Annotated in this window: 11 protein-coding genes; 7 read left to right on the forward strand and 4 right to left on the reverse strand. The window is 72.1% G+C overall.

Going from position 1 to position 12,647, the window contains the following annotated elements:
* The first annotated feature begins 94 nt into the window (after nt 1-94).
* From ACFZB9_RS19420 to ACFZB9_RS19445, 6 genes are all read left to right on the forward strand, one after another.
* Nucleotides 95-3,403 (forward strand): ALF repeat-containing protein, encoded by a 3,309-nt coding sequence (locus tag ACFZB9_RS19420; RefSeq protein WP_391448670.1) that lies wholly within the window; start codon nt 95-97, stop codon nt 3,401-3,403.
* Between the two features lie 67 nt (nt 3,404-3,470).
* Nucleotides 3,471-3,854 carry a hypothetical protein gene (locus ACFZB9_RS19425; RefSeq protein WP_391448672.1) on the forward strand — a complete coding sequence of 128 codons (384 nt, stop codon included), beginning with the start codon at nt 3,471-3,473 and terminating at the stop codon, nt 3,852-3,854.
* Nucleotides 3,855-4,059: 205 nt separating this feature from the next.
* Complete coding sequence (locus ACFZB9_RS19430) at nt 4,060-4,656, forward strand: RDD family protein (RefSeq protein ID WP_391448674.1); 597 nt, start codon at nt 4,060-4,062, stop codon at nt 4,654-4,656.
* A gap of 107 nt (nt 4,657-4,763) precedes the next feature.
* Nucleotides 4,764-5,174, forward strand: a complete 411-nt coding sequence (locus tag ACFZB9_RS19435; RefSeq protein ID WP_391448676.1) for a hypothetical protein — start codon at nt 4,764-4,766, stop codon at nt 5,172-5,174.
* Between the two features lie 292 nt (nt 5,175-5,466).
* Nucleotides 5,467-6,126 carry a rhomboid-like protein gene (locus ACFZB9_RS19440; RefSeq protein WP_391448678.1) on the forward strand — a complete coding sequence of 220 codons (660 nt, stop codon included), beginning with the start codon at nt 5,467-5,469 and terminating at the stop codon, nt 6,124-6,126.
* 89 nt (nt 6,127-6,215) lie between these two features.
* Nucleotides 6,216-7,514, forward strand: coding sequence for a glycosyltransferase (locus ACFZB9_RS19445; RefSeq protein ID WP_391448680.1), 1,299 nt, complete (start codon nt 6,216-6,218; stop codon nt 7,512-7,514).
* Nucleotides 7,515-7,548: 34 nt separating this feature from the next.
* Here the strand turns inward: ACFZB9_RS19445 and ACFZB9_RS19450 are convergent, their stop codons facing one another.
* From ACFZB9_RS19450 to ACFZB9_RS19465, 4 genes are all read right to left on the reverse strand, one after another.
* Complete coding sequence (locus ACFZB9_RS19450; protein WP_391448682.1) at nt 7,549-8,682, reverse strand: PP2C family protein-serine/threonine phosphatase; 1,134 nt, start codon at nt 8,680-8,682, stop codon at nt 7,549-7,551.
* Between the two features lie 180 nt (nt 8,683-8,862).
* The gene (locus ACFZB9_RS19455) at nt 8,863-9,462 is read right to left on the reverse strand and encodes a cysteine dioxygenase (RefSeq protein WP_391448683.1); all 600 of its coding nucleotides are present in this window, start codon (nt 9,460-9,462) and stop codon (nt 8,863-8,865) included.
* A 3-nt stretch (nt 9,463-9,465) separates the two neighbouring features.
* The gene (locus ACFZB9_RS19460; protein ID WP_391448685.1) at nt 9,466-10,791 is read right to left on the reverse strand and encodes a cysteate synthase; all 1,326 of its coding nucleotides are present in this window, start codon (nt 10,789-10,791) and stop codon (nt 9,466-9,468) included.
* Between the two features lie 17 nt (nt 10,792-10,808).
* A complete protein-coding gene (locus ACFZB9_RS19465) occupies nt 10,809-11,015 on the reverse strand; it encodes an MbtH family protein (protein ID WP_391448686.1) in 207 nt (68 codons plus the stop codon).
* Nucleotides 11,016-11,330: 315 nt separating this feature from the next.
* Between ACFZB9_RS19465 and ACFZB9_RS19470 the strand changes: the two genes are divergently transcribed.
* Complete coding sequence (locus ACFZB9_RS19470) at nt 11,331-12,611, forward strand: PLP-dependent aminotransferase family protein (protein WP_391448688.1); 1,281 nt, start codon at nt 11,331-11,333, stop codon at nt 12,609-12,611.
* The last annotated feature ends 36 nt before the right edge of the window (nt 12,612-12,647 follow it).

Genomic DNA, 12,647 nt, shown 5'->3' on the forward strand with positions numbered 1-12,647 from the left:
CTTTGGCGCTTTCCCTGTCGGGCATCCGGTTTATTCGGCGTGCCGTTTCTCCGTGAATGGCTCCGGTCAAGAAAGGGAGGGGTGGATCACAGGCATGGAGAGCATGAGAGTGCGGCGCCTGCGCGTGAAGTTCACGGCGGTCACGGCGATGGTGGTGGCACTGAGTGTGCTGGGGGTCAGTGTGGCCTCGGCCGCTCCGCCGGATCCCGGCGGACCCAAGCCGGCGCCCAACGCACGGGCGCAGGTGGTCGAGGCCTGGCGCGGCGGTGGTTCTGCCACGAAGGCGGCCGCTGCCGCAGCTCTGCTCGGCAGTGACAAGGACGTTGCGGCGTTCCTGGCCTCGGGCTGGAAGCGGGTTCAGACCGAGGACGAGCGTTTGGCTGTCCTTCAGATGCTGCCGTTGGCGGGCAAGGGCGTCGCGCAGGAGGCGCAGAAGGCGCTGAGCGGCAATGATGACGAGCTGCATGCCTTCGTCACCTCCGGGTATGAGAAGCCGCTGGCTGACGACCGGCGCGTCGCGGTCCTCAGCGTGATGAATCACGGGGAGCGTGGGGTCCGGGAGGCGGGGCAGAAGGCCTTGGACGACGGCAGTGCCAAGGCCTTGGACGCGTTCCTGGAGACCGGTCAGCACACGGCCCGGGCCGAGGACCACCGCGTCAAGGTTCTGAAGATCATGGCTGCGGGTGGACCGGAGGTGAAGAAGACCGCCCAGCGTGCGCTGGACGGCACTGTCGCCGACATCACCGCGTTCCTCGCCTCGGGGCAGCACATAGCCCGGGCTCGGGACCAGGAGTCCCTGACCGTCGCTCAGCTTGCTCAGGTCGCCGCTGACGCCGGGCGCCAGGCGCAGGCCGAGACGGATGCCGCCAAGGACGCCTCCGCGCGCGCGGTTGAAGCGGCCAGGCTCGCGAAGGAAGCCGCGTCGAAGGCCGCACGCGAGGCCGAGCAGTCCAGGCAGGACTCCCAGAAGGCCGGGCAGGCAGCCAACCGTGCCGCTGAGGCGGCCAACGGCGCGGCCTCGGCCGCCCGTACGGCGATCGCTGCGTCCAACGCGGCTGTCGAGGCCGCGCGTACCGCGGCCGGTGCCGCTCAAGCCGCCGCAGCCGCCTCGGCGGCAGCAGGACAGGCCGCCGCCCGCGCCAACCAGGCCGCCACCGCGGCCAGGCGCGACGCGGGTCAGGCCGCTGCCGCGCGCGATGCGGCCAAGGTCGCGCGCGCCGCCGCAGCCGGGGCCCGTACTGCGGCCGCCGCTGCCTCCAGCGCTGCGAATGCGAGCGACGAAGCCGGCCGTTCCGCCACCGCCGCCGCCCAGGCCGGGCAGCACGCCGCCGCAGCTGCCGAGGCCGCGGCAGCAGCCGGTCGCTGGGCCGGTGGTGCCAGTGCGCAGGCCCGCAAGGCCGCCGAGGCCGCCGCCCGCGCCCGCGCCGCTGCGTCCGCCGCCACCGCGGCCGCCAAGCAGGCAACCGACTTGGCAGCGCAGGCCGCAACCGCCGCCCGCGAAGCACACCAGGCCGCCACCAGCTCCGCCGAGCACGCGGACGCCGCCGCAACAGCAGCCGAGGACGCGGCCGACCATGCCGGCCAGGCCCAGGACTTCGCGAAGATCGCCACCGCACACGCGAACGCCGCGCTCAAGGCCGCTGAGACCGCCGCCAACGCAGTCACCCAGGCCGTCAAGGTCGAAGAACTCGCCCGCAAGACCGAAGCCGCGGCCCTGGACCAGGTACAGAACCTCGCACTCGAAGACGCCAAGGCCCTCGGCACAGCCGAGCAGGACCAGCGTGAGCGCGCCGAGAGGATCCAGACCCAGCAGGCCGCCACCGACAAGGCCACCCGGGATCTCCTGAAGCAGGCCGCCGACGCCGCCACCAGCGGTGATGTGGCCAAGGCCGCCCAGCTCGGGCGCAAAGCCGCGGTCAACCTCCTGAGCTCCAATGGGACGTGGACACGCCAGGCTGCCCAGAGCGCCCTGGCCGGAACCGACGAGACCGTCATCTCCTGGGTGACCGGGGACTACGCCAAGGCCCTGCAGCACGACGACCGGGAGAAGGTCCTCTACCTGGCCAAGATCGGCGGCCCCGCCCTCGCCGAAGCCGCCAGCAAGGTCCTGCAGAGCAACGACCCCGCGCAGGTCGAGGCGTTCCTGACCACCGGCGCCTTCGAGGTTCAGGCGGACGACTACCGCGTCCAGACCCTCAAACTCCTCAACGGCGCAGGCAGGGCCGTCAAGGAGGCCGGGAAGAAGGCCCTCGACGCCGGGAGCGTCAAAGCCCTCCACGAGTTCCTCATGACCGGCTACCCCAAGGCCCTGGCCGAGGACGACCGCGTCGAGACCCTCAAGCTCATCGCCAACGGTGGCCCGAACGTGAAGGCCGTGGCCCACACGGCGATGACCGGTCCCACCTGGATGCAGCACGCCCTCACCACCCGGGTCCGGTACACCGCCGCGGCCGCCGACCAGGACACCGCCACCCACGTCGCCGCCATCCAGGCCGCCATCGCCAACGCCGCTCGCACCGCCTCACTCGCCTACCAGACCGCCGCCGAAGCCAGCGAAGTAGCCGCCACCGCCCGCAATGCCGCCGCCGAAGCCGCTGAGTGGGCCAGCAAGGCAGCCAACTCCGCCACTCAGGCCCGCACCGACGCCGAACAAGCCCGCCAGAAAGCGGCCGACGCGGACAAGTCCGCCGCCCAGGCCGCGCAGTCCGCCAAGCAGGCCAACGCCGCCGCCGCCTCCGCCCGAGGCACAGCACGACAGGCCAACTACTCCGCCAACCAAGCCACCACCTCCGCCCAACAGGCCTCGGCCTCCGCAGGCAGCGCCCAAGCCGCGGCCAACCGCGCACGCCAGGACGCCCTCAACGCCGGACGAAGTGCCAAGGAAGCCGAACAAGCCGCCCGCGAAGCACACGACATCGCCACCAAGAAGCACGAGGAAGAACAGCAAGAAGCCGCCCGGAAGGCCGCCGAGGAAGCCCGGCACAACGCCGAAACCCACCGCAACCCCGCGGACACCCCCACCAACGACACCGTCAACGTCCCCAGCAAGCCTGTGGGCGATGAAAGGCTGGATGCAGAAAAGTACGCCAAGTGGGCAGATCAGTTGAGCGCAGCAGCAGGAGCTGCCGCAGTGGTTTTCGCCTTCACTCCCTGGGCGCCGGTTGCGGTGCCTGTTCTGTCAGCCATCTCGATCCGAGCTGCGCTGGGTAGTGCCGTATTCAACGGCATCGCCCACGGCTGGACCAGCAGCGAGTTTCAGTCGTCCACAGCTGGGCTCTTTCTCTCCGGAGGATTGGGCAAGCTTGGCAAGCTTGCATCGTCTGGGATTGTCGGCAAGAAGGGAAGAGGCGTCGTGGAAGGCGTGCACGGAATTATCCCTTCCCTCATAACCTGGTTCTCCTGAACTGAAAGGAAACGGTCTGTGGGGTCCACCTTTGGTGGACCCCACAGACCCGGAAAGCATCGTGAGCATGCCCCATATTTCCCTGTCCACCTGGTGGGTCGTGGCCGCTGTGGGCGCGGTCGCGTTCTCGACGTCAGTCGCCAGCATTGTGGCGACTCGACAGGACAAGATAAAAGCTTGCATTGGACCGATAGCCGGAGCTGCCTTTCTGGCACTATATGGCGTCATCAAGGGGCAGGGAATTGAAACGCTGCTGCCCATGTATGCCATCATCATATGGGCATGTCCTGCCGGCGCCGTCGGGCGTCGACAGGAAATAAAGAGAAAGATGCTGGACAAGTCACAGCACGGAGAGCGCCCAGAGAATCAGCTCTCCCTTGGGGCCAACATACAATTCCTTGTGGTGGTACTACTGTTCGCGATTCTTGCGGTCGCCCATACCGTAGCGTGAACAAGTCGAAAAAAGGCTCTCCGGCCGGATTGTCGTGAAGCTTCTTCTGGTGCTGATCCCTATCGCAATCCATGCCGCGCCCAGGGTGCCATGAAAACAACTGAAGGCCGGATGTTATCAGTCTGAATTGGCGGCCCGGACCATTTATCGGGCCCCGCGGGCCCCATCCCGTCATCTTCTTCCCGTAAGACGCCTGGAGATATCCATGAACTACCCGCCGAATCCGTTCGAGCCGTGCAGCCAGCAACCGCAGCAGGGGACTTCTGGTTGCGGCCCGGCGCAGCGATCCAGTGTCCCGGCGCAGGTTCGCCACGCGGAGGAGGCCGTAGTGCGGTGCGCCTATGCGGGATGGTGGGCACGCTTCGCGGCCGCTGTTGTCGACTTCCTGATCGTCGGGCTTCCAGCTGTCGTCCTGATGGTGATCGTTGCGGCGATGGACGCCGACCTGGCGTCGGGCAGCACCGGCCCGGGCGTCCCCGCGGGCAGGGGCCCGGGCGGTGGCACGCCGGCCGGCGCCCTGATGGTCCTGGTGCTGGGCTACGCGTGCACGATCGCGTTCGGCCTCTTCCAGATCTACCGGGAGGGTGCCACCGGCCGGACCATCGGTAAGAGGCTGCTGAACATCCGCGTGGTCGGTGCGGCCGACGGCCGGCCGGTCGGGTTCGGCCGGGCCCTCGCCCGTCGGGCCTGCCACATCCTCGACGGGCTCGCCTGCTACATCGGCTACCTCTGGCCGCTCTGGGACGCCAGGAAGCAGACCTTCGCCGACAAGGTGATGAACACCGTGGTCGTCAAGGCCTAGCTGCCGCAGTGGCTTCCCCGAGGTCCGCTCCCGGTGGATCCTCACCCCCACCGCCACCCGCGCGATCAGCCGTTCGTGGTGTGCCGGATATCCCTGGAGGGCTCGTCATGTCCGTTTCGGTGAAGCACATCGCGGCTGTGCTGTGTGTGGGAGTGGCGCTGGGACTGTCGGTGTTCGTCACACCGAGCAGGCTCACCAGCACCAGGACCTACGGCGTGCTCTGCGCCTTCGGAAGAGGCATGGTCGGCGGGGTCCCCTACCTGCACGCGATGGTGCGGCACCCCTACGAGTACTGGACGGCGCACTTCAGCCATCACCACCGGACCTACCGCTACAGCGAGATCCTGCTGTTGGACGAGTTGCTCCGCCAGACCGCCCAGACCGGCTCGGTACAGCTGCTCGGCGATCCGCACTGGCTGGCGGGTGCCGTCCAACGGCTGGCGCCCCTGGACCTGCGCCGCCCGCGCGCCGTGCGGGCGGCGGTCCAACAGGTCCTGGCAGCCCCGGCCGCGGGCTGAGTCCGCGTCTGGGTGAGTTGCTGTGGTGCAGGTTGGCCCGGACGTGGACGTCGTCCTGCCGGCGGGCGCGGGTGACGTCGCGCTGCTGTGCGGGGTCCCATGGCGGGCCGGGGGGTGACCGCCCCGGCGGGCGGGCGACTGTGGTGACCGTGGCCCGTGGCCCGTCGCCCGGCAGGAGGGGGCCTCGGGGCCGCGGCGGCGAGCTGCGACAAGTGGACGTCAAGTCCCTGTCGATCCGGTTCCGCGATCATGCGGCTCATCGCCTCCGCACTGATCCTCTGGAGCCAGCACCATGTCCTCCGTCAGGGCCGTCCCCGCCGCCCCCGCCCGGCGCACCCTGCTGCGAAACCCGGCGTCCTGGTACGTGGCGGCCCTGATCCTCGTGTGGCCCGTCGAGGCGCTGCTGTCGCCCGGCCGGCTGAACCGCCTGCAGGACTGGTCCTCGGCCAACCTGGCGAACCTGCACCCGTGGCCCGCGGGCCATCCGGTCGAGGCGCTGGTGGTCTCCGCCTTCGTCCCGCAGGACTCCGCGTGGGTGTGGCCGCTCTTCGCGCTCGCCACGTTCACCGTGGTGTCGCTGCTGGGCCCCCGCCGCGCCGTGGTGGCGCTGGCGCTCGTGCACGTGGGCGTGACGGCGCTGACCGAGGCGCTGGTGTGGTGGCGGATCCGCCACGACGGGCTGCCCGCGGTGGCGGCGCAGCAGCTCGACACCGGCCCCTCCTACCTGGTGGTCACGGCGATGACGGTGGCGCTCTGCCGCGCCCGGCCGGTGTGGCTGCGGGCCGGCTGGCTGGTGCTGCTGGCCCTGGCCCTGCCGGACCTGCTCGACGGGATCGGGGAGGGCGACTGCTCCGCCGTCGGCCATCTGCTCGCGTTCGCGGCGGGCCTCGCGCTCTCCGGCGTGCTCGCGTACGCCGACCGGCGCCGCCGGGGCCGGGAGGGCGACCCCTGAACCGGACCGACCCGGACCCGGCACCCACCAGCCCGACTACCAGCCCGACCACCAGCCCGACTGCCAGCTCACCCGATTACGGAGCCCCCGTGTCCAGAATCATCACCGCCGCCATGCCCGCCCACGGCCACACCGGTCCGCTGCTGGCGATCACCGCCGACCTGGTGGCCCGCGGCCACGAGGTGACCTTCCTCGGCGGCAGCCGGTTCGCCGAGGCGGCCGGGGCCACCGGCGCGCGGTTCGTCGCGCTGCCGCCCGCCGCCGACTTCGACGACCGCGACATCAACGCCGCCTTCCCCGGGCGGGCGCAGCTGCCGCCGGGCCCCGAGCGGGCCGCCTTCGACGTCCGGCACATCTTCATCGACCCGATCCCCGCTCAGTACCGGGCGCTGTGCGCGCTGCTGGAGGAGTTCCCGGCAGCGGCGGTGATCGGCGACAGCCTCTTCCAGGGCATGCTGGCGCTGGCCCTGGCACGGCCGAAGGGGGAGCGGCCGGCCGTCGTCGGCATCGGCACCGCCCCGCCCACCCTGCAGAGCGTGGACACCGCGCCGTTCGGCCTGGGACTGCCGCCGCTGGCGGGGGAGCGGGGGTGGGTCCGGAACCTGGAGCTGAACGCCGAGATGACCAGGCGCGGCGAGCCGTTGCGCCAGCACGCGGCCGAGCTCTTCGCCAGTATCGGGGTCACCCTCCCCGCGGGCCCCCGGACCGACAGCATCGTCCGGACACCGGACCACTACCTCCAGCTCACCGTGCCCGGCTTCGAGTACCCGCGCAGCGACGCCCCGCCGTCCTTCCGCTGCATCGGCGCACTGCCGGCACTGGACACCGCCGACTTCGAACCGCCGTCCTGGTGGGATGAGTTGGCGGACGGCCGGCCGGTGGTGGTGGTCACCCAGGGGAGCCTGGCCCATGACGACCTGACCCAGCTGGTGATCCCCACCGTGCGGGCCCTGGCGGACCAGGAGGCGCTGGTGATCGCGGTCACCAGCCGCCCGGACGGCCCGCAGGTCCTGGCCGAGCAGCTGGGCACCCTGCCCGGCAACGTCCGCGCGGCCGGCTACCTGCCGTTCGAGCGGCTGCTGCCGCACGCGGACGTGCTGGTCAGCAACGGCGGCTACGGCGGCGTGCACACGGCGCTGCGCCACGGCGTGCCGCTGGTGGTCGCGGGCGCCGGCGAGGACAAGCCCGAGGTCGCCGCCCGGGTGCAGTGGAGCGGGGCCGGGCTCGACCTGCGCACCGCGCGCCCGGCGGAGGCCGATCTCGCGGACGCCGTCGGCCAGGTGCTCGGCAAGCCGGCGTTCCGTGAGCGCGCCCAGGCCCTGAGCGCCGAACTCGCGGCGCACCGGCCGTTCGAGACGATCGCGGAGCTGGTGGCCGCGCTGGGCTGACGCGCGGACCCCGGGGCCACCGGCGGCGCCCTGCTCAGGCCGCCGCCGGGCCGTCCGCCGCCGGGCCGTCCGCCGCCAGGCCGTCGGCCCGGCGGGTCACCACCAGCAGCGCCATGTCGTCGTCCCGGGGGCCGCCGGTCCACTCCTCGACGTCCCGGGTCACGGCCGCCACCAGGTCGCGCGGTGCGCCCCGGCGCCCGAGCGCGGGCAGCCGCAGCAGCGGGTCGTAGAACTCCCCGGCGCTGTTCCTGGCCTCGGTCACCCCGTCGGTCACCAGCAGCAGTGTGTCGCCGACCGCGAACGGCCAGTGCTCGGGCGCCGGACGGGGGCCGCCGAGCGCGGCCATACCGAGCGGCACGCCGGGATCGCCCGCGTCCAGGCGGCACACCCGGCCCCCGCCCGCGGGCAGCAGGTAGGGGCCGGGGTGGCCGCAGTCGAGCAGCCGCAGCTCACCGCGGTGCGGGTCGAACTCGCCGAGCAGCGCGGTGATGAAGCCCTCCATCCGCAGCTCCTCGTCACTGTGCGCAACCTCCCGCAGCAGGGCGTGCTCCACGGCGTCCGCCAGGGTGACCAGGTCGGGGGCCCGCTCGGCGTTCTCCCGGAAGGCGCCGAGCAGCGCCGAGACGGCCGTCACCGCCTTGAGTCCCTTGCCCCGCACGTCCGCGATCAGCAGCCGCACCCCGAACGGGGTCTGCTGCACGGCGTAGGCGTCCCCGCCGATCAGCGCCTCGGTCTGGGCGGCGCTGTAGCCGGTGGCCACCCGCAGCGGCCCGACCTCGGCCGGTGGCGAAGGCAGCACGGCCAGTTGGGCCGCCCGCGCCACCGACTGCAGCAGGTCCAGCCGGCGCCCGTGCCGGGCCACCACCCGGTTGAGCCAGAACCCGACCGACACGGCCAGCAGGGTGTTGGCCAGTTCGAGGTAGCCGGCGTTGTTGCCGACCGAACCGTCATGGGCGAGGAGCACCAGGATCCCGACGAAGACGGTGGCACCGACGAGCAGCGTCTCGCGCAGCGACAGCAGCGTCCCGGCCGCCACGGCCGCCGCGGCGAGCATGGGGTCGCCCCAGTACTCGGCGGGGGCCAGGAAGTTCCAGGTGAGCCCGGCGGCGATCAGCGCCCACGGCGCCAGCCGCACGTAGCGGGGCAGCCGTGTGGAGATCGATGCCATAGCGACCACGAATCCCGGGAGAGGGGCGGGCCATTCCGATCGTATCCGCCGCCCCGCCCCGCGGCCAGGCGCGCCGGCCGGTGCGACCACCGCCCGTCAGCGGGCGGTCGCGCACGGCCCCCAGCACCGGATGCCGGGGGCGTCGCGGGGCGTTGTCAGGGGCCCCAGGCTCAGCGGCTCTCAGGGGCGGACGGGGAGGTCGTAGCAGCGCCGGATGCTGGTGCCGTGGATGCTCACGTCGGCGCCGTAGACGTGCAGCGAGACGACCTTGTCCGTGGTCGCGTTGCGCACCAGGTGGATGTCGCCGGGCGGGGTCAGATGGGTCACCGCACCCGCCGGGTACAGCGTGGTGGCGACCGGCACCAGCACCTCGCGGCCGTCCTGCTCGGCGAGCTCGAAGGCGGTCTCCTCCTCGGCGCCGAGGTAGGTGCCGACCACGCACCAGGCGGTGTGGTCGTGGATCCGGGTGGCCTGGCCGGGCAGCCAGACCAGCGCCACCATCGAGAACGAGCCGTCCGGCTCGACGTGCAGCAGGTGCTGGCGGTAGGCGTGCGGATCGGGTGCCAGCTGCTCGGGGGTGAGCAGGTCGGCGTGGCGCAGGAACGGCGCGAGGGCGGCGGCCACCCGCTCGGCGACCGGCTCGGCGACCGGCTCGGGGTGCCGGCCGGCGGGGTCCGCGGTGCGGGCGGCGCGCAGCTCGGCGCGGATGGCCGCCGTCAGCGCGGCGAGCCGCGGGGTGCGGATGGCGGGGGCAACTGTGGGGGAGGCGGGCGTCGGCATGGCTCAGACGACCACCGGTCGCCGGTCGCGCAGCGCGAGCCGGTCCGCGATCCCGGCGACCTCCCCGGCCCGGTACGCGGCCTCGCGCGGTACCACCAAGTCGGGCTGGTGGGCGGTCAGTTCGTGGTCCCGGGCCAGCCGGGCCCGGCCGCCACCGGTGATGTTGAGCAACACCTTGGCGCCGCGCGCCAGTTCGCCCGCGCGCACCGCGTCGCGCAGCGCGGCGAGCGCCACGCCCGCGGCCGGTTCGATGTCGACGCCCTCCAGTTCGCGGAAGGCCTCCATCGCCGCGCGGGCCGCCGTGGCGTCCGCGGTGCGGACCCGGCCCGCACTCTCGGTCAGCACCTCGTGCAGGCCGCCGCGCACATCGTAGGGCGGCCGCCGGTTGGTCAGCTCGGGGGCGAACGCCCGCTCCGCGGCTGCTCGTTGCTCCTGTTCGATGCCGGTCAGCCAGGGGCGTTCGCCGGTGCGCCAGGCCTGGTGGACCGGGGCGTAGCAGGCGTTCTGGGCGAGCAGCAGGCGCGGCAGCGGATCCTCCTCGTGGCCGGGGCGACATCGCAGTCGCAGCGCGGCCTCGTGCACCGCGAGCGCGCCGGCGCCGCTGCCGATCGCCTGGACGTAGGTGTCGGGCAGGGCGCCCATCGCCTCGACGGCGGCGAGCAGCACGGTGGCCAGCCCGTCGCGCCGCGCGACGTTGCGGGTGCCGCCCTCGGAGGTGAAGCCGGGCCGGGCGGCCAGCGCGTCGCCGAGCGCGATGGCATCGGCGTAGTCGGCACCCTCGACGGCGACCACCCGCACCGACGGCCCGCCCGGGGTGCGGGTGCGCAGCCGCGGCAGGGCACTGGCCGGGACGACGATCACCACGGGGACCTCGTGGCGCGCGCACAGCTCGGCGAAGGCGGCGGCGGTGTTGCCCGCCGAGGTCACCACCAGGGTGCCCGCCTCCTCGGGAATCCGGCCCAGGACGGTGGCGGCCTCCAGCTCCTTGAAGCTGCCGGTGGTCAACTCGCCACCGCGCTCCGGCCAGTAGCCGTTGAAGGCGATCCACAGCTCGGCCAGGCCGAGCGAGGCGGCCAGCCGCTCGCTGCGGTAGACCGCGGTGCGGCCGGTGTCGGGCAGCGCGCGGCGCACCGGCAGCCAGCGGTGGTAGCGGAACACGCCCTGCCGCGCGGGGTCCGGGGCGAACGCGGTGGACTGGTACTCGGTCCGCAGCAGGCCCGGTTCGTGCGGCTCGGGGCAGCCGAGCGCCAGCCCGTCGTCGGGCGAGCGCCGCCCGCAGACGGTGCACAGTAGGCGGTAGTGCGAGGGGTGGTGCCCGGCGAGGTCCATCAGCGCGGTCCCGGGGGTCAGGCCATCGCGCGGGCGAGGCTCGCGGGGCGCATGTCGGTCCAGTTGGCCTCCACGTACTCCCGGCAGTCCTCGCGGTCGGCCGGGCCGTGCGCGACGGTCCAGCCCTGCGGCACCTCGGCGAAGGCGGGCCACAGCGAGTGCTGCCGCTCGTCGTTCACCAGCACCAGGTAGCTGCCGTCGACATCCTCGAACGGGTTCGTCATCGGGGCTGTCCTCATCGTCAGTTGTGCTCGGGCACAAGGAAGTTGGGCGAATGCCACGGGCAGGGGCAGTCTCGTCGGACCGCCGCGGCAGACCGGACCGGGCGTCACAAGCCTGGCGGGCAGCGGGTCCGGGCCGGGCCGAGTGTGGTCGCCGGCCCGGAACGGAAGATCGCGAGGACGCGAACCGGAGATGAATTCGCCGTACATAATGCTGCGTAATTCGACGCAATACCGCTGCAACACGGCGTCAGTTGTCCTGTGACGAAGAGTGTGGTTAGCCTGCTCCCCGATGCGACCAGGAGAGCATGAGGTTCAATGGAACTTGAGCTGACGGGTCTTCACGACTCGCTGACCGCGCCCGTCAGCGAATCGATGAACTTCCTCAACGAGATTGCCCACCGATTTCCCGACGCCATTTCGCTGGCCGCCGGACGCCCATTCGAGGGCTTCTTCGACCTGGCCGACGTGCCGCGGTATTTCGACATCTACCGCCGTCATCTGACGGACCGCCTGGACGGCGACGAGGCCGCGGTGCGCCGCACCCTGCTGCAGTACGGGCGGACCAAGGGCATCATCCACGAGCTGATCGCCGAACACCTGCGGGTGGACGAGGGGATCACCGTGGACCCGCAGGCGCTGGTGGTCACCGTCGGCTGCCAGGAGGCGCTCTGGCTCACGCTGCGGGCACTGCGCCGCGACGAGCGTGACGTGCTGCTTGCCGTGACGCCCAGCTACGTCGGTGTGCACGGCGCCGCCCGGATGGCCGACCTGCCAGTGCTGCCGGTGCGTGAGGCGGCCGACGGGATCGACCTGGACGACCTGGTCGCCGTGGTGCGCCGGGCGAAGGCCGAGGGCCTCAACCCCCGGGCCTGCTACGTCATCCCCGACTTCGCCAACCCGAGCGGGATCCGGCTCGGCCGCGAGACCCGCGAGCGGCTGCTCGCGATCGCCGCCGACGAGGACCTGCTGCTGCTGGAGGACAACCCCTACGGCCTGTTCGGGGATCCGGCCGGCCCGCCCACCCTCAAGGCCCTGGACCGCCGCGGCCAGGTCGTCTACCTGGGCTCCTTCGCCAAGACCGGCCTGCCCGGCGCCCGGGTCGGCTACCTGATCGCGGACCAGAAGGTGTCCGGCGCGCCGGCCGGCCAGGACCTGTTCGCCGACCAGCTCGCCAAGCTCAAGAGCATGCTGACGGTGAACACCTCGCCGATCGCCCAGGCCGTGATCGGCGGCAAGCTGCTGGCCCACGGCCACAGCCTGCGCGCCGCCAACGCCCGGGAGACCGAGACCTACCGCGGCAACCTGAACCAGGTGCTGGCCGGACTGGAGAAGCGGTTCGGCGAGCTGCCCGGCGTCAGCTGGAACAGCCCCACCGGCGGGTTCTTCCTGCTGCTCACCGTGCCGTTCGCGGCCGGTGACGACCTGCTGGAGCACAGCGCCGCCGCGCACCGGGTGCTCTGGACACCGGTGCACCACTTCTACGCCGACGCCACGCCGCGGAACGTCCTGCGGCTCTCCTTCAGCCACCTGCGGCCCGACGAGATCGAGGAAGGTCTCGACCGGCTCGCGGATTTCGTGCGCGAGCAGATCCGGTGAACTGAACGACAGCGGAAATACGTTAATGAATGGCCG

The organism is Kitasatospora sp. NPDC008050 (assembly GCF_042957465.1).
GTDB lineage: Bacteria > Actinomycetota > Actinomycetes > Streptomycetales > Streptomycetaceae > Kitasatospora.

What these genes read in the sequence shown, in the direction of transcription:
- ACFZB9_RS19450 (WP_391448682.1), bottom strand. Translation starts at nt 8,682, where the DNA reads ATGGCATCGATCTCCACACGGCTGCCCCGCTACGTGCGGCTGGCGCCG.
- ACFZB9_RS19430 (WP_391448674.1), top strand. Translation starts at nt 4,060, where the DNA reads ATGAACTACCCGCCGAATCCGTTCGAGCCGTGCAGCCAGCAACCGCAG.
- ACFZB9_RS19470 (WP_391448688.1), top strand. Translation starts at nt 11,331, where the DNA reads ATGGAACTTGAGCTGACGGGTCTTCACGACTCGCTGACCGCGCCCGTC.
- ACFZB9_RS19435 (WP_391448676.1), top strand. Translation starts at nt 4,764, where the DNA reads ATGTCCGTTTCGGTGAAGCACATCGCGGCTGTGCTGTGTGTGGGAGTG.
- ACFZB9_RS19455 (WP_391448683.1), bottom strand. Translation starts at nt 9,462, where the DNA reads ATGCCGACGCCCGCCTCCCCCACAGTTGCCCCCGCCATCCGCACCCCG.
- ACFZB9_RS19420 (WP_391448670.1), top strand. Translation starts at nt 95, where the DNA reads ATGGAGAGCATGAGAGTGCGGCGCCTGCGCGTGAAGTTCACGGCGGTC.
- ACFZB9_RS19425 (WP_391448672.1), top strand. Translation starts at nt 3,471, where the DNA reads ATGCCCCATATTTCCCTGTCCACCTGGTGGGTCGTGGCCGCTGTGGGC.
- ACFZB9_RS19460 (WP_391448685.1), bottom strand. Translation starts at nt 10,791, where the DNA reads ATGGACCTCGCCGGGCACCACCCCTCGCACTACCGCCTACTGTGCACC.
- ACFZB9_RS19465 (WP_391448686.1), bottom strand. Translation starts at nt 11,015, where the DNA reads ATGACGAACCCGTTCGAGGATGTCGACGGCAGCTACCTGGTGCTGGTG.
- ACFZB9_RS19440 (WP_391448678.1), top strand. Translation starts at nt 5,467, where the DNA reads ATGTCCTCCGTCAGGGCCGTCCCCGCCGCCCCCGCCCGGCGCACCCTG.